Annotated in this window: 18 protein-coding genes; 2 read left to right on the forward strand and 16 right to left on the reverse strand. The window is 30.4% G+C overall.

Going from position 1 to position 18,581, the window contains the following annotated elements; all coding sequences use genetic code 11:
• Window positions 1-241 precede the first annotated feature (241 nt).
• The 8 genes from BLT46_RS12315 to BLT46_RS12350 all read right to left on the reverse strand — a co-directional run bounded on the left by BLT46_RS12315 (window position 242) and on the right by BLT46_RS12350 (window position 8,855).
• Entirely contained in the window at window positions 242-3,343 is a 3,102-nt protein-coding gene (locus tag BLT46_RS12315; protein ID WP_090410418.1) for a type I restriction endonuclease subunit R, read from the reverse strand.
• A gap of 37 nt (window positions 3,344-3,380) precedes the next feature.
• A complete protein-coding gene (locus BLT46_RS12320; protein ID WP_090410419.1) occupies window positions 3,381-4,553 on the reverse strand; it encodes a restriction endonuclease subunit S in 1,173 nt (390 codons plus the stop codon).
• Window positions 4,550-6,097, reverse strand: coding sequence for a type I restriction-modification system subunit M (locus BLT46_RS12325; RefSeq protein WP_090410420.1), 1,548 nt, complete (start codon window positions 6,095-6,097; stop codon window positions 4,550-4,552). Before BLT46_RS12325 ends, BLT46_RS12320 begins: the two co-directional genes overlap by 4 nt.
• Window positions 6,098-6,138: 41 nt before the next feature.
• Complete coding sequence (locus BLT46_RS12330) at window positions 6,139-6,528, reverse strand: hypothetical protein (RefSeq protein ID WP_090410421.1); 390 nt, start codon at window positions 6,526-6,528, stop codon at window positions 6,139-6,141.
• A gap of 55 nt (window positions 6,529-6,583) precedes the next feature.
• On the reverse strand, window positions 6,584-7,147 hold the full coding sequence (locus BLT46_RS12335; protein WP_090410422.1) for a recombinase family protein: 564 nt from the start codon (window positions 7,145-7,147) through the stop codon (window positions 6,584-6,586).
• 126 nt (window positions 7,148-7,273) lie between these two features.
• On the reverse strand, window positions 7,274-7,837 hold the full coding sequence (locus tag BLT46_RS12340; RefSeq protein ID WP_090410423.1) for a PIN domain-containing protein: 564 nt from the start codon (window positions 7,835-7,837) through the stop codon (window positions 7,274-7,276).
• Window positions 7,827-8,282 (reverse strand): helix-turn-helix domain-containing protein, encoded by a 456-nt coding sequence (locus BLT46_RS12345; protein WP_090410424.1) that lies wholly within the window; start codon window positions 8,280-8,282, stop codon window positions 7,827-7,829. Before BLT46_RS12345 ends, BLT46_RS12340 begins: the two co-directional genes overlap by 11 nt.
• 117 nt (window positions 8,283-8,399) lie before the next feature.
• Window positions 8,400-8,855, reverse strand: a complete 456-nt coding sequence (locus BLT46_RS12350; RefSeq protein WP_090410425.1) for a hypothetical protein — start codon at window positions 8,853-8,855, stop codon at window positions 8,400-8,402.
• A 45-nt stretch (window positions 8,856-8,900) separates the two neighbouring features.
• Between BLT46_RS12350 and BLT46_RS12355 the strand changes: the two genes are divergently transcribed.
• On the forward strand, window positions 8,901-10,154 hold the full coding sequence (locus BLT46_RS12355) for a Y-family DNA polymerase (protein ID WP_090410426.1): 1,254 nt from the start codon (window positions 8,901-8,903) through the stop codon (window positions 10,152-10,154).
• Window positions 10,151-10,618: a LexA family protein gene (locus tag BLT46_RS12360; RefSeq protein ID WP_090410427.1), complete on the forward strand. Its 468-nt coding sequence runs from the start codon at window positions 10,151-10,153 to the stop codon at window positions 10,616-10,618. Before BLT46_RS12355 ends, BLT46_RS12360 begins: the two co-directional genes overlap by 4 nt.
• Before the next feature lie 81 nt (window positions 10,619-10,699).
• On the opposite strand, the gene BLT46_RS12365 is transcribed toward BLT46_RS12360, so the two are convergent.
• The 8 genes from BLT46_RS12365 to catB all read right to left on the reverse strand — a co-directional run bounded on the left by BLT46_RS12365 (window position 10,700) and on the right by catB (window position 18,346).
• Complete coding sequence (locus BLT46_RS12365; RefSeq protein WP_090410428.1) at window positions 10,700-10,876, reverse strand: histone H1; 177 nt, start codon at window positions 10,874-10,876, stop codon at window positions 10,700-10,702.
• A 244-nt stretch (window positions 10,877-11,120) separates the two neighbouring features.
• Entirely contained in the window at window positions 11,121-11,918 is a 798-nt protein-coding gene (locus BLT46_RS12370; RefSeq protein ID WP_090410429.1) for a topoisomerase C-terminal repeat-containing protein, read from the reverse strand.
• A gap of 1,063 nt (window positions 11,919-12,981) precedes the next feature.
• On the reverse strand, window positions 12,982-14,136 hold the full coding sequence (locus BLT46_RS12375) for a hypothetical protein (protein ID WP_090410430.1): 1,155 nt from the start codon (window positions 14,134-14,136) through the stop codon (window positions 12,982-12,984).
• Between the two features lie 146 nt (window positions 14,137-14,282).
• Window positions 14,283-14,507 carry a hypothetical protein gene (locus BLT46_RS12380; protein ID WP_090410431.1) on the reverse strand — a complete coding sequence of 75 codons (225 nt, stop codon included), beginning with the start codon at window positions 14,505-14,507 and terminating at the stop codon, window positions 14,283-14,285.
• On the reverse strand, window positions 14,491-14,769 hold the full coding sequence (locus BLT46_RS12385; protein WP_090410432.1) for a hypothetical protein: 279 nt from the start codon (window positions 14,767-14,769) through the stop codon (window positions 14,491-14,493). The genes BLT46_RS12380 and BLT46_RS12385 overlap by 17 nt, the downstream gene beginning before the upstream one ends.
• Window positions 14,762-15,361 carry a ParA family protein gene (locus BLT46_RS12390; RefSeq protein ID WP_090410433.1) on the reverse strand — a complete coding sequence of 200 codons (600 nt, stop codon included), beginning with the start codon at window positions 15,359-15,361 and terminating at the stop codon, window positions 14,762-14,764. The genes BLT46_RS12385 and BLT46_RS12390 overlap by 8 nt, the downstream gene beginning before the upstream one ends.
• A 433-nt stretch (window positions 15,362-15,794) precedes the next feature.
• Window positions 15,795-16,775, reverse strand: a complete 981-nt coding sequence (locus BLT46_RS12395; RefSeq protein ID WP_176770753.1) for a zincin-like metallopeptidase domain-containing protein — start codon at window positions 16,773-16,775, stop codon at window positions 15,795-15,797.
• 941 nt (window positions 16,776-17,716) lie between these two features.
• The gene (gene catB, locus BLT46_RS12400) at window positions 17,717-18,346 is read right to left on the reverse strand and encodes a type B chloramphenicol O-acetyltransferase (protein WP_014043450.1); all 630 of its coding nucleotides are present in this window, start codon (window positions 18,344-18,346) and stop codon (window positions 17,717-17,719) included.
• Window positions 18,347-18,581 lie beyond the last annotated feature (235 nt).

Genomic DNA, 18,581 nt, shown 5'->3' on the forward strand with positions numbered 1-18,581 from the left:
AAGGACAAACACTTGATTTTAAACAGAAAAAAAGCAGCCTAAAACATTACACTTTAAAAAATTAAAAATACTCTAGGTTTATAGGGGTCAAAACATTGATAAGGATCTTTTGAAAGAAAATAATTTAAAATTTTCAACAAAAATGAAGAAAGAGATTTTGGAGTTTATGTAAATAAAAAACAGCTTTCCATAATGGAAAGCTGTTCTATTTTAATTAAGATTTTAGTTATAATTAATAAAATTATAATCTACCTCCCACCCCCTTAAACTTATCAATAAAGGCACTTATTTTTTGAAAAACAGTTTGCTTTTTTGTAAGATATTGTGGATTTAACGGACTCATTTTTGGTAAAATGGCATTTAATTCTGTACCGTTAGAACTTGCGTATTCTCGTTTTAAAGAAGATTCGATGTAGCGTTTTGTCGCTTCTTCGTTTAAGTTTTCCTCTACGATTAATTCAGTAGCTTCTTCTTTTTGTTTGACTTGTGCATATTTAAAGAACGAATCAATAACCGTTGCTTTATCTGGAATGGTATCTAAATCTGTTTCGTTAATGAAATCCACTACTAAAGATTCTTTTCCTCTATTCCCAATACTTGCACGAATTACTCGGCTTACTTCTTCTACTAATTCAGCTTTGTCTTTTGTTTTCTTATTGTGCTCAAAGATCAATTCTAAGATGTAATCTAAATTAATCTCTTGTGATTTTAATAAATCAACTTCAAAAACCACATCATCCCAATCGATTCCACCATCTTCTGGTTGTTTCCCTTCTTTTTCTTTTCTTAACCAATCACGAATATCATTATATGTCGAACGATAATCCTGCTCTGTTCGTTGTGGTAACAACTGAATCTTTTGCATCACTGCTAAATCCTCATCTGATACATGGTACATTTCTTTGAATTCTTCTACAGCAGTCGCATCGCTTAGGTCAATGCTTTGTAAGGCTTTTAGACTTGTGAATTCATCATAGTTTTGTAAGATATTTTCAACACGTAAGTATTCACCGAATAATTTTGTAAACTCCTTTTTATCCTTCTCCTTTTCAATTGCATCTGGATTTGGGAATTTTGTATTTAATTCGTTAACTACTTCAATAAATCCTCTACGTGCATCACCTGTTGAAGCGTCGGTAAAACCTTCTAAATATTCTTTGTAGCTTTTCTCTAAAACAACATTCTTCGTGTTTTTATTTCCAAATAATGTGATGGCATCAATCGTTGCTTGTTCCAAATCGCGGAATGTAACAATATTTCCAAAAGATTTCGTTGCATCTAAGATACGATTGGTACGAGAAAATGCTTGAATTAAACCATGGTAACGTAAGTTTTTATCAACGAATAAGGTATTTAATTTTGGTGCGTCAAATCCAGTTAAAAACATACCGACAACGATTAATAAATCGATTTCTTTGTTTTTTACTCTTTCTGAAAGATCACGGTAGTAATTCTGGAATTCATCGCTATCCACACCATAACTTGTTTTGAACATCTTATTGTAATCGTTGATGGCTTTCGTTAAGAATTCTTTTGCTGTACTGTTTAAAGCAGAAGGCTCGAATGATTCATCTATGATTTCTCCAATTGCTGATTGTTCTTCGTTTGCTGCAAAAGAAAAGATCGTCGCAATCTTCAACGGTTTTTCACTGTCAATTTGCTGACGGTTTAATTCTTCGTAATAATGTTTAGCTGCTTCTACGCTACTCACGGCAAACATCGCATTGAAACCGTTATTTCCGCCTTTTGTACGGTGTGTTTTAATGCGGTAATTTTGTAAAATGTATTTAGAAATTTCGCTGATACGTGCAGGATGCAGAAAGGCTTTCTTCGCATCTTCTGCATTCAATTTCTTTTCATCTATTTCTGTCTCAACCCCTTTGAATTGTGGTTTAACATTGTGGTAATCCACTTTGAATTTTAAAACCTTTTCATCTCTGATGGCATCTGTAATGACATACGCGTGTAATTCTGAACCAAAAACACTTGCTGTGGTTTCTGCACCTAAGGCATTTTCAGGGAAAATTGGTGTTCCTGTAAATCCGAATTGGTAATATTTTTTGAATTTCTTTTTTAGGTTTTTTTGGGCTTCACCAAATTGAGAACGGTGGGCTTCATCAAATATGAAAACAACTTGTTTATTGTAAATATCCAACTCTTGATCCCCCTTCATTAAGTTGTTTAACTTCTGAATGGTCGTAACAATAATTTTGTTGTCGTCTTTTTCGATATTTCGTTTTAAACCTGCTGTACTGTTTGAACCGTTGACACTATCAGGCGAAAATTTTTGGTATTCTTTCATGGTCTGAAAGTCTAAATCCTTACGGTCTACCACGAAAAATACTTTATCGATAAAATCTAATTTAGTCGCTAAACGAGCAGCTTTGAAACTGGTTAAGGTTTTCCCTGAACCGGTAGTATGCCAAATGTACCCACCACTTTCTAAAGATGACCATTTTTTGGTTTGGTAAGCACTTTTAATTTTCCATAAAATACGTTCGGTTGCTGCAATCTGATAAGGTCGCATCACCAATAATGTATCTTTGATGTCTAAAACCGTATACGTTAGTAAGACATTTAATAACGTGTTTTTTTGAAAAAATGTGGCTGTAAAATCCTTTAAATCTTTGATTAAGGTATTATCTGCTTTTGCCCAATTCATCGTGAAATCGTAACTGTTTTTGTTACGCGTAACGGTATTGGCAAAATAACGTGTATCTGTTCCATTCGAAATTACAAACAACTGCAAGTATTTGAATAGCGAATTATCTGAATTAAAGCTCTCTTTTGAATAACGATGGACTTGATTAAACGCTTCGCGAATGGCTACGCCACGTTTCTTCAGCTCTACTTGAATCATCGGTAATCCGTTGACCAGAATTGTTACATCGTAACGATTGGCGTGCGAACCTGTTTGTTCGACCTGTGAGATAACCTGTACTTTATTACGTGTAATATTCTCTTTATCGACTAAATAGATGTTTTGAATGTGTCCATCATCAAATACAAAATCGTAGATGTGGTTATCGTGAAGTTTACGCGATTTATCGACTAAACTATCACTTGGTTTATCTAAATATTCTACAAGGAAACGCGCCCATTCGTTATCGGTAAATACCATATTATTCAATGCTTGTAATTGTGTACGCACATTGGCTAACATAGCTTCCGTTGATTTGAGATGAGTCGGATTCTCGTATCCCAGATTAATTAAATCTTGGATGAATTCTTTTTCTAAGGCAGCTTCTGATTGATAAGCAGTCGGAGCCTCATTTAATTCGTAGAATTTGGTGTATTTGTCCAATACAATGTAATTGTTGGATTCTGCGATAGTCTTGTACATCTTATGTTATTCTAGTAGCTGTTAATGGATGAATGATTTAGTTTTGAGGAAAGCTTAATAACTTTTCTCGGTAATATTCGTATTGTTGAGTTCTTAGTTTGATTTCTTTTGAAATCTCTTCTTCAATAGCTGTATGTGTTGCATCGAATTGATCTAAGAGTTTTACAATGCGTTCTTGTTCTTCTAGTGGTAGAATTGGGATTTTAAATGATCTTAAAGCTTTTAATCCTAAATTTTTTATTGTAGAACCTGTTTTATTTTTTTCAAAATAATTTTTAGAAAAATCTAGTTGAAAAATGTAATATAAATATTTATGTAAAAGCTCATTTGAAATAATATTAAAATAAGCCACAGATTTACCTAAAACTATTTTTTCATCATTATAGAATGAAACACTACCAATCGTACCATTAATAGATAAAAATATTGTTTTATTCTTAGAAAACTCTATTCCATATTTATTATATGTATTATCATCAACTTTTTTTGTTCTATCTGTTATTAATATTTCTCCACTATTCAAATTATTTCCATTAATAAAATAATAGTTTCCTGAATCATTATATTTAGGTGTACCATGCAAACCGTCACCTATTTTAGATAGCTCCCCTAATGAAATATACTTTACTTCTTTTTCTTCAAACCTAAACAACTGCTCACGGAAGAACTCGAATTGTTTTTTACGGTTTTGACGTTCCGTTTGTAATTCGGTTGTTAATTGGTTGGTTAATGAAGTTAATTCATCTAAAACACGAACAATTTCTTGTTGGATTTCTATTGATGGGATAGGGATTAATTTTTTAGAAAAATTACTAATCCATTGTCTTTTATGATCACCTTCAACTAGATCACTTGGCAATGAATTTATCCAATAGTAAATATATCTTAACAATGTTTTCGATTCATCTTTCGATTTAATAATTTTCATAGCAGATGATTTCGCTTTAAAATCAAAATCTACCCATTTATTTGCTGTTGTAAAATCATCAAATATTATAACTGGTGCTAAAGATGCTTTATAAATACCCTCTTTCTCATTAGTATAACCCAATATAAAGGTTTTACCAGCAGTTAATACTGGTGTATTATATTCATTATTATAATCTTTTGATTTTACTAAATATTTATTTGGTTGTTCATATACAGCACAAGCCCCCAATGGTAACCATTCCACATCAACCCCTTGTAATAACTCTTCTAATTTACTCATCCTTCGATTTCTTTAATTAGGTTATCAATTGCTGTACGTAACGTTGTAATGTTGTTTACAGTTTCTGCTAGCTCGGTATTTAAGACTTCAATGTCTATCACCTCACGTGTATCTACTGCTTCAACATACGAACTTACCGAAAGGTTGTAATCGTTTTCTGCAATTTTTGCATTGTCTATCGTTAAAGCAACGTGTTCTACATTTTCTTTCGAATCGAATAACTGCATAATCTTTTCGATATGCACATCCTCTAACATGTTGTTATTGGTTACTTTTTTGTAGAAGTCTTCACCAGTTGCATCGATAAATTGTGTGGTATTCTCGGACTTATGCTTTGATAAAACTAAAATGTTTACCCCAATTGACGTTCCGAAGAATAAATTAGCTGGTAAGCTGATTACTGTTTCAACGAAATTATTATCTACTAAATATTTTCTGATTTTTTGTTCTGCTCCACCACGGTAGAAAATACCAGGGAAACATACAATGGCTGCACGTCCTTTGCTTGACAAATAATTTAAGGCATGTAATACAAAGGCAAAATCTGCTTTTGATTTTGGTGCTAAAACTCCTGCAGGTGCAAAACGATCGTCGTTAATTAACGTTGGATCATCCGAACCTACCCAATTAACTGAATACGGAGGATTAGATACAATGGCATCGAAAGGTTTATCGTCGATAAAATGTGGCTCCGTTAAAGTATCTCCTAATTGAATGTTGAATTTATCGTAATTGACATTATGCAAAAACATATTCATACGCGCTAAGTTGTACGTTGTATGGTTGATTTCTTGTCCAAAGAATCCATCTTCGATAATGTGGTTATCGAAATGTTTTTTTGCTTGTAATAACAAAGAACCCGAACCAGCAGCAGGATCGTAAATTTTGTTCACCGTAGTTTGTTTGTGCATCGCTAATTGCGCAATAAGTTTCGATACATTTTGAGGTGTAAAGAATTCACCACCCGATTTCCCTGCATTGGCTGCATAATTAGAAATTAAGAATTCGTACGCATCCCCAAATAAGTCGATTTGACTTTCCTCGAAACTTCCAAAATTTAACTCGGCAACTCCTTTAAGGATTGCAGTTAATCGTTTGTTTTTATCTTCTACGGTATTTCCTAAACGTGTACTTGTCGTATCAAAATCTGCAAATAATCCTTTGATGTCTTGTTCAGATTCGTACCCATTCGCTGAGTTTTCAATATCTGTAAATATTGCTTTTAGGTCTGTATTTAAGTTTGAGTTTGTATTGGCATTATCGACTACATTACAAAACAATTGACTTGGATAAATGAAGTATCCTTTTGTTCTAATAGCATCGTCTTTGATTTCTGGTGTGATGATGTCGTCTGCTAATTTTGCATAGTTTACACTTTCGTCACCGCCTTCGATGTAATTGGTGAAGTTTTCACTGATGAAACGGTAGAATAATGTTCCTAACACAAAGTGTTTGAAATCCCATCCGTCTACTGAGCCACGTACTTCGTTGGCAATTTTCCAGATTTTAGCTTGTAGTTCTGCTCTTTGGGCTGTATTTGTCATTATATGTTTTATGTATTTTTATTTTTATAGCTACAATAAATTTATAATCTATATTCCCTCCATAATAGTCCAAAAGGTATTTGTCGCAAATGGATTAAATTTTCTTCATTTATTGGAAATGCAAACTCATCTTGAAAACAAATTACTGTTAAAGCAGAATAATCTTTATCAGGGTCTTGAAATGTATTAAAAACCATTAATTCTAAAATAATACAATAGTGAGGAAAATCATCATCATCATTCACTCGTGGATCCATGACATAATAAGAACTTCGATAAAAAATACGTTTAGCACGTTGTTTTATATCTTCTAAAATATCATCATTTAGTTCTTTATTCGCAGTTCCTTCAATTAAAGAATCATAGGTTTTCATTTGGTAGATTTTTGTTACTTCAATCTCTACCCCATTTATTTCTATAAGTGTTTTCATAAAATATTTTTTTAAAAATAAAAGATTAAGACGTCATAAATTGTCTTTTTAATTTTTATTTTCCCTTCTCCACTCTATAAAAGGTAGTTTTACTTAAACCGGCTTGTTTACAAGCGTTATCAATACTTAGTTTTTTATTATCGTAAAGATGCTTTGCGAATTGGTATTTTTCTAAAGTTTCTTTTGAAACTCCTTTTGGTCGTCCTAAATTTTTATTACGCCTCCTTGCACCTTCTAAACCGTGTTTCGTACGTTCGCTAATCAAGTTACGTTCAAACTCTGCTACAGCGCTAAATATCTGAAGTAAAAATTTACCATTAGCTGATTGCGTATCAAATTCGGGTTCTGTTATAGATTTGAAATGAATCTTCTTTTGATTGAAGGTTTCAATCAAATCTACCATATTTTTAAGCGAGCGAAAAATACGATCATTTTTATATACTAAAATAGTATCACCAGGTCGAGCAAACTCTAAAAGTTCTAATAACCCTTTACGATCTTCTTTCACTCCACTAGCAACATCTGAGAATATCTTTTCACATTTGTGTTGGTTGAGTAAATCTATCTGATTTTGTAAATTTTGATCCTTTGTTGATACCCTCGCATATCCAATTGTCATAAAATAGTACTATAAAACGTTACTATACGAAACTACTAAAAATAACGATAAATAACACTAATGAAAATAAAAAAAGAACTACTAAAAAGTAGTTCCATAAAACGGTCGATTTTTGGTATAATTAAATTACAAAAGAGTATGTAAATAATCTGCTGTTTGATTTAATCCATTTTTTCTAAAACTTTCTAATACTTGAAATTCATCCATTGCAGGGTTTTTGCGATTTAATACCAAATCTTTAAAAGCTTGGAGGGCTATTTTTGGATTTAAATCTATGATATCCGTCAGAAAATCATCTGCACAAACTGCCTTCAATCCAAAAGAGTCTAAATAATCATCTGGAAAATCCTTCAAATTATTAGTTACAATAATATTAGCATTTACTTTAATAGCAGCAGCTAATACATGTCTATCATCTTTATCAGGTAAATTTAAATTTTCAATTAATCCTTCATAATTTAATACTAAAGCATCGGGAAATGCCAAATTTGCTACGTTTATCCGCTTCTCTGCTTGTGAAGATTCAACTCCCTTTCGAATCATTACAGATTTCCATTCATCAAAAATGATTTTACTCCATTTTGGGGTATATAAATCATAATGAGCAAACCAAAATAATAAATCTCTAATCACGATAGGAAATATTACATTGGTATCAAGAACAGCTTTGTACCTTACACTATGAATCATATAAACCTATTTCGTCATCAAAGTTCATAATATCAATGATATGCTTTTTCTGTTTTTGCTTCATCTCGTTTTTATATTTGATTACATCTTCAAATAAAATACGACGATGTCTTCCAACCATTGTAAAATCAATTTCACCTTGCTCTAAAAGTTTAACTAAATGTGGTCTTGAACAGCCCAATATTTCAGCTGCCTTTTGAGTAGTGACTTCCGTTGCAATAGGGACAATAGATATTGGATTTCCTTCACTCATTGACTTTAAAATTTCACTTAAAAGTTTTAAAGCTTTAAAAGGTATTTTAATTCTGTCGTTTGTTTCTTCGATTTCTATTTCAGTATCATCTTGTTTCAATTGTGATAAAATTGAAGAAAGTGCTGAATAAGATTCAATAGCCACTCGTTGTTCTTTCTTAGTGGGTCTTTTTATATAGTCTAATGCTTCCATATTTTAAATTGTTTAAACAAATTTAAACGAAATAAACGAAATAACCAAAATAAACGAAAATAAATAATTTTATATTTCGCCTATTAGTAATTAAATAACTGCCGTAAAATGTTTTTATCAACTAAAATTCCGAGAATAATCTAATATCAAATTAGTAAGATTTTCTTTTATAAAAAAGTACGAGTCCTCTTCTAAAAATCCTAATGGGGCATAATCAATATAACGTTGACGATAATTGTTATACATTTCAAAACTATGTAAAAAGTCTAACTCTGTTTTGCGATCATTTAAATACGAATTTAAATCAAAATAACTGTCCCGAGTTGGGGAATATGAAAAAGCTAATAATTTGCCAATACCTTCAACAAACCAATTTAATAAGTCATTAATTATAAATTGTTCGGGGATTTCAAAAGTATATCCATCCGTATCATAAAAAAGATAAAAATCTGTTTGAAAACGATTATTAAAATCTTCTAAATTTTTCGCTACAATCTCAATGTTAGATATATGCTCAGGTTCTAATGAATTTCCTAAATCTAACGCTAAACAAACGACGTTTCTTGGCATCATAATAATTTAACTTTAGCACGTTTACTAATTTAATAATTTTGTAGGATGTATGCTTTAGTCGATTGTAATAATTTTTATGCGAGTTGTGAAAGGGTGTTTAAACCTCAATTACGGCATAAGCCAATTGTTGTGTTAAGCAACAACGATGGCTGTGTTGTGGCGCGTTCTAACGAAGCAAAAGCACTCGGTATTCCAATGGGGGCACCCGCTTTTGAATACAAAAAGTTATTTCAGGATAATAGTGTAAATGTATTTTCATCAAACTACGCTCTGTATGGCGATATGAGTAACCGTGTAACTCGAATCCTTAGAAAATATACACCTGATTTAGAAGTTTATTCGATAGATGAAAGCTTTTTACAATTCAAGGGATTTGAAAATTATGATTTAGTATCGTATGCAAAAGCGATACGGAAAGAAGTGCTTAAAAACACTTTAATTCCAACGTGTATTGGAATTGCGCCCACAAAAGCATTAACTAAAGTGGCCAATAGGATAGCTAAAAAATATCCGCAATTAGAAGGTGTATATGCTATAGATTCCGAAGAAAAACGGATTAAAGCTTTGCGATGGTTAGCTATTGAAGATGTATGGGGTATTGGTAGACAATTTGCTAAAAAATTAAAGGCAAAAGGAGTAAATAAAGCATTAGATTTTACAAATCTTCCTGATGAATATGTCCGAAAGGAATTTACTGTAGTTGGTTTACGACTAAAAAAGGAATTAGAAGGCATATCTGCTATGGAACTTGAAGATGTAAAAACAAAAAAGAATATTGCTACGACAAGATCTTTTGATAAAACGTATGAAGATAAAACCTATCTACAAGAGCGCATTGCTACTTTTGCAACCACCTGTGCCGAAAAATTACGCAACCAACATTCTACTTGTAGAATAGTTACTGTTTTTATTTTTACCAATAGATTTCAAACAGATAAACCACAATATTACCAATCTGTAAACGTAACCATCCCCTACCCTACTAATTCATCAATTGAGATAATTAAGTATGCTAAAAAAGGTTTAGATATTATTTTCAAAAAAGGATATGGATATAAAAAAGCTGGCGTTATTGTTGGAGGAATAAGTCCTGAAAGCGAAAAGCAATTCAACTTATTTGAAGATGAGCACCCACAACACCGCAAGCTGATGAAGGTAATGGATCAACTTAATTTTAAATATGGAGTAAAAAAATTAAAAATTGGTTCACAAGCACTGGATAAAACATGGAAGATGCGCCAAGATCTTTTAAGTCCAAATTATACAACTAATTGGAAAGATATACTTAGAGTAAAATGATAAATTTTAAAAAAGCACCGTACTTCGGAACAGAATTGGAAAATCTAACCATACATAGTGATGGTGAAAAAAAATATGTTCAAATATTAGGAGGTGTGCGTGCAGGCTTTCCTTCACCTGCTGAAGATTTTTTAAGTGATCGTATTAGTTTAGACGAACGCTATTTATCGAAAATAGAAAGCACTTTTCTTAATTTAGTTAAAGGACGATCGATGTATCCCGAATATCAGGAGAATGATATAATCATTCTACGTACAGATTATGAACCGTGTCATAACGATGATATTGTAGTGTCGATTAATTCATCAGAATATACTTTAAAAAGATATGATAAGCACAATAGTACTTTAATAGCTTTAAATTCTGATTACGCAAAAAGCGTAAAAATTGATGAAGATGATGAAGTAATAATATTAGGTGTGGTAGATGCTTTGATCAGAGATAAAAAGAAAAGAAATATATAAATATATTTCTATGTATATATTTATATATATCGTATTATAATCAAAAAATAAAGCCGTATCTTAATGTATACGGCTTGTCTATTATTTTTTAGATTCTTCTAAAGATAACTTTCTAAATTCTTTTAAAAGTTTCTCTAAAGCTAAAGATGATTTTCTCGCTCTTGTTCCAGCAGCTTTATTTTCTTTTTCCATTTGTAATTGAGCATCTGAATTGAACGTTTCAAATTCTGCGTTCAATTGTTCTAAAAGTTCTTTCATTATAATACTATTTTATGCAAATATAGCATTTGAAACAGTAATAGGGAGAGACTTTACATTAATATTTTAATGCTTTAAAATTGAAAATTATCATAATCATCTTTAAAAAGTAAGACTAAATTATAAAACAATATTTAAATATAAAGCTATCTTTATATTTAAATATGTATATACTTTTATATATGTATATTTATATATATTACTATACATATATGTTCTTAAATATATGATAACAAGTAAGTTATTATAATACTTTACATTTAAAATTTTCATCTAATGAAAGCCTTCCCTCAAAATCCTTATCTTTCCACCTAAAAGATTTAACATCAGTTTGATCTCCTCTAAGTAATATTTCTACATCATTAGAAGATAAATTATAGCCAAAAATTGATGGCCAAATTATAAAATCACATCTTAAATCTGATAGATAATTAGTACAACCAAAGAATTTCTCCATTTTCAATACGGCACCGCTACACTTCGGACAATCTCCTAAAGAGTAATCAAATTGCACTTGAAAAGTACTGTCATTTACAAAAAGTTTTGCTTGAAAATTAATACCTTGTTTTGAAGTAAAATTTAAAAAAGGAGTGTAGTTGCCAGTAACTAATAATCGTACATTATCTTCAGTCATTGCAATTCCATTATAAGAACGGTAAATAAACATTCCACATTTACGGTTAAAATAATTTTCACATCCCCAGCCTTGCTTTGTTCTTAGAATTTCGCCATCACAATTAACACACTTAACATTATCTACAATTTGATTTCGAAACTTATAATTAATATAACCGTGTACTATTTTTAATGCAGCTTCAAATTTTTCACCTTTATCATCCACAAAATCTGAATAAAATTTTGTTTCGTAATTGTGAAGTAAGTCAAATAGCATTTCGGGAGAAATATTTTTCTTTGAGTACGATTTATAAATAAAAAAATTGCACAACTGCTTATTATTTTCAACGAAATTACATTGAAATTTATCCTCAAACTCTAAAAGCTCTCCTTTGTTGCAAATGGGGCATGTACCAACTCGTTTCATTCTATAAAATTAGCTATTATTTACAAAAATTCGCCGGGCACTGGTGAAAATATCGTCTTTCCTTTTCGGACTTTTTTATCAATAATGGGAAAAAGATTAAAAAAATTCCTTTTAAAATGGGAATATGATTTTGAACGTTTCTTATTTTAATTTTAATATTAATTTTAATATTAATTTTAAGTAACCGTTTTTTTAAGGTATAAAACATTGTTTACTAATGTTTTATACTGTTTATTTTAAGCTTTTTTGGGTAGTGGAATCTCGAAGTTATGGGTAGTAGAATGTCGAATGCTTGGGTAGTGGAATCTCGATTTTTGGGTAGTGGAATCTCGAAATAAATTTATGTGGGTAGTAGAATCTCGATTTTTGGGTAGTGGAATATCGATTATTGACCTTAAAAATTGACTTTAAAATTAAAAAAAGTATGATGGGTAGTGGAATGTCGAATATTAAATGGAAAAAATGCATAAAATTTGGGTAGTGGAATCTCGAAATAAAGGGAAATAGTGATTTTTCATTGAATTTTGGGTAGTGGAATGTCGATTTTTATTTACTAACTCAAATAAAGATACGATAAATAAATAATTTATATTAGGATAAACAGCATAAATATGTGCTTAATTGTACGAATGCTCTCATATAAAGCAATGATAACTAATACATTAATAGCATATGGGTAGTGGAATGTCGAAATATATATGTAAGTTATCTTTATATATCAGTGTGTTTATATAATGATGGGTAGTGGAATCTCGAAAAACTGAAATTTATGTTAGATGCTAAATTTCAAAATATATAAACCTCAAGCTTAAATGATAATCTATGCCCTATGTTATTTATATTTAATTTATTAAGGATTAATGGGTAGTAGAATCTCGAAATAATTATATAAGAAATCGTGATATATGAAGGGTTTTTATGTAATTATGGGTAGTGGAATGTCGAATATAAAAACAGATATTCTAATCGAAACTACTGTATACATTGAAATTTCGAATAAAATGTTAGAGCTTATCCTTAAATATGGGTAGTGGAATGTCGAAAATATTAATAAAAAATGCTCCTATAAAGGAGCATTAAAAATTGGATAACCCTTAGGGGATATTTGAGCATGTTTCGTTACAGAATAAATAGAAATAACTTCTTCTTGAATATCATCTAACAATTCTGAGAAAGGAATATCAGTAATTAAAGGTTTGTTATTATCTTTTCTTCTTGCTGTATTATATTTCTTAACCACATTCTTATATGCACTGCTAAAGAGAAACTTTGCACCAAAATCAATATTAAATATTTTTTCCAAATGCTCTAACTCTTTTTTAGTCAGATTATGTCTTTTCTTAATATAAGAAAGTTTATATAATTTAAATTGATCGTCCTGACTTGCAATATTCGAAGATTCTGCTGCGCCACTTCCAATGGATCTAAGCTGATATCTAGTTATACCTATGTAATTTCCATTTACAGAGCTATTAAAAGAGAAAGACGAGGATTTGTCTAATACTTTTTTAATCGGATCTAAAAAGCCCTTTTTAAGCGTTCTTAAATCTTTATAATTAATACCCCAGGTTCTATTCATATATTCTAAAGTAACCTTAGTACCATCTTCTCTAAGAGTATTTAGCCAGAGTGCAAATAGGAACTGTTTATGAGATTTTACAGAGTAGACTAAAGAATATAGAACGTAATTATAATTGGCTAAAGCTACTATCTTTTTAAACCAATAAGGATTAATATAAAAAGATACTTGTCCTTTATAAATGGTTGGATCAATAATTAAACCACCATAAAATTGTTTTTTTTCTACTTCACCTTTAGAATTAAAAAACTTGACCGTATGCCATTCTTGCTTGTAATTAACTAAAAATTGAAGACCTTTTTTAGTTAACTCTAAATTTCTTGATTTGGAAATATCAGAAGATTTCATTACTATTTTAGCATAAGATTCGTCGTCTTCTAAATAAGTTTTCTTAAATAAATCTAACTGGAAACTATCATCTGAAACTCCATATTGGAACTGCTTGTTTCGTAACGTATTTAAAATATTAATTATAATACGGTTCGCCTCAATCGGCATGGATTCTTTAACAACGAAATTGCCATTATCTTCATGAAAAAATAGATCTCGATAAAATTCATTAGAAATTTTCACCTTATCAGCAATCTTATTGCTGCTAAAGGTTTCTTTTACTTTATTATCTTTTTCTTCCTCATTCATAAGTTGTAATTTTCTCTCTCGTTAAAGTGCTGTAATTTAATAAATATTTTAGTGACCAAATAAAATTTAATCGTATATTTGAAATACGAAAAGGAAAACAAAATTTATTTTGTTTCCGAAAGAGGGGCTTCGGCTCCTCTTTTATTTTATGGTCGGGTAGGGTTCTTACCGTTTAAATAGTTAGCTACTTGTTGCTGACTTTCTTTTTCATAAACATTACAGAATAACCATTTGTTTTCTCCTGTAAAGTTTTCATCAAAATACTTAACCAGGCGTTTTACTCCAGCTGATCCTTGTACAGCACGATATTTAACCCAGTTACCATTTAAGAGCTTTACGTTTACTACATATACTTTATTTGACTTTTCCATGATAACGCTTTAAGAATTCATTGTATTCTTCCTCATAAACGTTTACTAATGCAGTATTAATCAATTCTTTCACAGTCATTCCTTCTATCAATGATGCTTTATTTTTAAGGAACGTAATCATTTCGCTCGGAACTTTTACATATAATCCTTTTTCAGACGTAGAAGGTTTTTGTACCGGCACCACTTTTTGTACTGGTGTTTCTACTTGTGTTTTTTTTACCTGATTAACTAATGCAGATAAATCTACTTTTTTATTAGCCATTACTTAAAAGTTTAATCATTAATTCTCTTGTCAAATTCTGAAGTTGATTACTTGCTTTGTGTTTCCCTTCAACTCCTTTGGTTACAATACTGTTGGTAATTGCATCATAATCGTTGATTACTGTGTTAGCAATAGGAACATCCAACTCATTAAAATTCTCACTTAATCTATCTTTAAGTGATGAATTAGCTTTAATTCTATTAAAAACGATTAAAGATCGATCTACAGCATTATTATCTTTAATAATCTGTACAGTTTTATCAATAGCTAATAAATCATTAATACTCGCTTGCGTTGGTATTACAATTAAATCAGCTTGTTGTACCAATGAGTGTATTTCTTCGAATAGGTAAGGAGGTGTATCGATAATGATGAAATCGAAATCTTCATGCGGTATTTTATTAATTTTACGATCCACATCAATATACGTCAACTGGTCATTTAAGTCTTTTACTTGAAGTAAAGTACCTTGATAATCCCAATCAATTAAGCCAACCTTCGCATCTTGGTTAAGTAAATTTGCAACATTATAAGATAATGTACTTTTTCCAACACCACCTTTCTGATGAGTAAATAAAATGATCTTAGCCATAATTCATCTATTAATTTTCATCAAAAATAAATCAAAATATATTGATATACAAATATTTGTATAGTTAAATATTAATATATCTACATATAAATATATATTTATATATTATTATCGTTTATAAAACATATATTTTATAAACACTTAATAACAAATGGGTTAAGCACACTAATTTCTATCGTATAGCGAGCAATAAAAAACTAAACTGATTTTAAAAAGGTTGTGTTTTTGTGAATGTACCCTTTAATTATTTACAACAAGGAAATATTTTCGGAGTGTAAAGTATTAAAGGGTGTAGATAGAAATTTAACTTTGAAATAGGGTGGGTGGGTAAGAAAAATATTAAGGTACGAATATAAGGTTTCACTAAATAATCCAATCCGCCCCGAAGGGGCAAATTTTTACGCCCTTTATTATTTTAAAAGGCGTAAAAGGTTTATGATTTAAGGTAATTTATTGCTCTATTCGCATAACTAAAAGCCTCTTCTAAAATTTGATATTTTTTCTCTTCCGCTGTATGCTTTAACCAACTTTTTAGATAGATAATTGAGTTAATAAACTGCTCGGAATAATTAAATTCTAACGAAAATAATAAGGAACCCAGTTCAGCAATTAACTCTTCAAAAGCATATTTGTTTCTGCCATCTTCAAAATTTTGGTCTAAACGGTTTAATCGGTCTTTGTGTCCAGTCCAATGAATAATTTCATGAAAAACAGTTGAATAATATGCACCCTTATTTTTGAAATACTGCGGTTTGGGTAAATGAATTTCATCTTTTCCAGGAGTATAATACGCTTCGCCTTGTACTAAATGTTGTAATGATAAATTTTTGGTTTCAATTAAATCATTAATAAAATTTTCGGCACAATCATCAAGTTCTATCAGTTCAACATCAGCAATAATTGGAAACTCACAATCATTTATATTTTCAATGTTATCAGTATGAAATACACGATAGTACTTCATAAAGCTTTTTACTCGATATTGCTTTTGTTTGGTGCTATCTAAAGCCTTAAAATCAGCAAGTTGAATACGCTCTTCCGTTTCTTTATGTCTAATATCATAACTAAAGTATTGTATCGGCAATGATTTTGAACCTTTTTTTACTTTACCTTTTGATTTAGTAATTTGGTTAAAAGTTGCATAGTAGCAATTTGAACGTTTATTTATCAATATATCAAGTGCCAATATAAATTGGTTTAATCGTGTGTAAGATTGTAAAGAAAGTCTGTTAGCAGGCATAAAAGATACATTTTCTTTTAAAAAATGTTGCCAATGTTTTTCTTCTACTTTTTCCAATTGTTCAATAATTGTACTAAAAAATAAGTCGTTATTATTCTTTGTAGTTTGAGCTTGGCTCTTTTCTGTTGTTTTAACAGTTCTTTTTGCTTGGGGAATTTTTACATTTGTTTCCATAATAAAATAATATTTAATAGTTCTACAATTTTTATTAATCATTCTTCGTGAGTTGTCGCTTATGGCTTTTCTGTGCGAAATAGAACTATTGACTACCGAACGATTTATAAAAGGAAAAATCCATTGGCCGCTACAGAAATGAAGCTGACAAATGGATTCGACTGGTAAATATATTTAGGAGTGTCTGCGAGTTAGAAATACACAAGAAAGAGGCTTTGAAATTGGCGGTGTTTTTCCTACAAATAATGACGATTTTAAGGTGATATCTATTTTTGTAGTTCTTAAGAAGTAGAAACCTCAATAGATTTTTATAAAGCGGAATAGGCAATAATTTTGCAACAAGAAAACCATATATGGCGATTACTCCGAGTAGAATGATGTAAAAAGAGGAAGATCTTTTTTCAATATGTTGATGGAACAATAAAAACCAAGCAAAAAGAATAAATTAAAACATTAATTACTTTTCCTTTAAACTGGGATAAACACACTAATTTCTATCGTAAAATGAACGACTAAAAACTAAACCGATTTTAAGAGGTTTTGTTTTGTGAATTTATTGTTTAATTATTTACAGCAAGGAGTTATTTCCCGGGTGTAAAGTATTAAATAGTTAGATAGAAATTTAACTTTGAAAGAGGGTGGGTGGGATTATTATCATGTTCATTTATAAAAAATCAATATAATAAAAGAGCTTATGAACACCGAAATTTCCATATTCGTATTTTGTATATATTTTATATAAAACCGCATTAAAATTTAAAATTAGAATACAAATTACGCACTATATCTTTTTATTATATACCGTATTATATCTATGTTGATAAGAATAAACAAATAATTTCTTAAATTAATGTAATTGCGTATATTTGAGAGTTATGTGTAATTTTAGCCGCAAACGCAGTTAAAACAAAAAGGCTCCGAATTTCGGAACCTTCTTTTTATCATTTCATTTTTCTAAAAAACTTGTACAACAAATCGATTTTATTTGAACAAAGAATTGGCATTGCTTCAAAAAGGGTTTCTTCATCCCATTCCCACCATTTCATTTCCTGCAATTTTTGGATGTCATCATCACTAAATCTCTTTTTTATCAATTTGGCTGGATTTCCCCCTACAATTGAATAAGGTTCAACATCTTTTGTAACCAAAGCACGACTGCCAATAACAGCTCCATCTCCTATCTGAACTCCTGGCATTATCATAGCTTCACTACCAATCCAAACATCATTCCCAACAACTGTATCTCCTGCTTTTTGAAATCCATCTTGGCTTTTACTGAAAACATCAAATTCAGACATATAAAAAAATGGAAAACTGGAAATCCAATCATATTTATGACCTTGATTACCTGCCATTATGAAACTTGCACCGCTCCCTATTGAACAATAAGAACCGATAATTAGTTTATCGACATCATTCCTGTCCGGAAACAGATAACGAGCACAATCGTCAAATGAATGACCGTGATAATAACCAGAATAATAAGAATATTTACCCGAAATTATATTGGGATTAGTTATGTGGTCTTTGATTATTTTTCCTTTAAAAGGACTTTCGAAGAAATTTTTCATTATTTAACATATTTAATTTACAATAAGAGACAATAAGGAAACGAAGAATAATACTAAACTATTCTCTTCCTATACGTTGCGTAAAGTAAATATGCTAATCTGATAATTTCATCTGACAAAGATACAAAAAAACTACACATAATAACTAAGCTTTCGTCTTGCCCGGAGGGCACGAGATGAAAGCCCGTTGAACGGAACCGTAGGAAGCTTAATACGTATTATGGAGTTTTCGAAG

Origin of the sequence: Myroides phaeus, assembly GCF_900099675.1 — a bacterium.
Classification (GTDB): Bacteria; Bacteroidota; Bacteroidia; order Flavobacteriales; family Flavobacteriaceae; genus Flavobacterium; species Flavobacterium phaeum.

Excerpts from the sequence above, each read along its gene's own strand:
- BLT46_RS12315 (WP_090410418.1), bottom strand. The coding sequence starts at position 3,343 with ATGTACAAGACTATCGCAGAATCCAACAATTACATTGTATTGGACAAA.
- BLT46_RS12325 (WP_090410420.1), bottom strand. The coding sequence starts at position 6,097 with ATGACAAATACAGCCCAAAGAGCAGAACTACAAGCTAAAATCTGGAAA.
- BLT46_RS12320 (WP_090410419.1), bottom strand. The coding sequence starts at position 4,553 with ATGAGTAAATTAGAAGAGTTATTACAAGGGGTTGATGTGGAATGGTTA.
- BLT46_RS12365 (WP_090410428.1), bottom strand. The coding sequence starts at position 10,876 with ATGAAAGAACTTTTAGAACAATTGAACGCAGAATTTGAAACGTTCAAT.
- BLT46_RS12330 (WP_090410421.1), bottom strand. The coding sequence starts at position 6,528 with ATGAAAACACTTATAGAAATAAATGGGGTAGAGATTGAAGTAACAAAA.
- BLT46_RS12350 (WP_090410425.1), bottom strand. The coding sequence starts at position 8,855 with ATGATGCCAAGAAACGTCGTTTGTTTAGCGTTAGATTTAGGAAATTCA.
- BLT46_RS12345 (WP_090410424.1), bottom strand. The coding sequence starts at position 8,282 with ATGGAAGCATTAGACTATATAAAAAGACCCACTAAGAAAGAACAACGA.
- catB (WP_014043450.1), bottom strand. The coding sequence starts at position 18,346 with ATGAAAAATTTCTTCGAAAGTCCTTTTAAAGGAAAAATAATCAAAGAC.
- BLT46_RS12390 (WP_090410433.1), bottom strand. The coding sequence starts at position 15,361 with ATGGCTAAGATCATTTTATTTACTCATCAGAAAGGTGGTGTTGGAAAA.
- BLT46_RS12355 (WP_090410426.1), top strand. The coding sequence starts at position 8,901 with ATGTATGCTTTAGTCGATTGTAATAATTTTTATGCGAGTTGTGAAAGG.
- BLT46_RS12385 (WP_090410432.1), bottom strand. The coding sequence starts at position 14,769 with ATGGCTAATAAAAAAGTAGATTTATCTGCATTAGTTAATCAGGTAAAA.
- BLT46_RS12375 (WP_090410430.1), bottom strand. The coding sequence starts at position 14,136 with ATGAATGAGGAAGAAAAAGATAATAAAGTAAAAGAAACCTTTAGCAGC.
- BLT46_RS12395 (WP_176770753.1), bottom strand. The coding sequence starts at position 16,775 with ATGGAAACAAATGTAAAAATTCCCCAAGCAAAAAGAACTGTTAAAACA.
- BLT46_RS12335 (WP_090410422.1), bottom strand. The coding sequence starts at position 7,147 with ATGACAATTGGATATGCGAGGGTATCAACAAAGGATCAAAATTTACAA.
- BLT46_RS12380 (WP_090410431.1), bottom strand. The coding sequence starts at position 14,507 with ATGGAAAAGTCAAATAAAGTATATGTAGTAAACGTAAAGCTCTTAAAT.
- BLT46_RS12370 (WP_090410429.1), bottom strand. The coding sequence starts at position 11,918 with ATGAAACGAGTTGGTACATGCCCCATTTGCAACAAAGGAGAGCTTTTA.
- BLT46_RS12360 (WP_090410427.1), top strand. The coding sequence starts at position 10,151 with ATGATAAATTTTAAAAAAGCACCGTACTTCGGAACAGAATTGGAAAAT.
- BLT46_RS12340 (WP_090410423.1), bottom strand. The coding sequence starts at position 7,837 with ATGATTCATAGTGTAAGGTACAAAGCTGTTCTTGATACCAATGTAATA.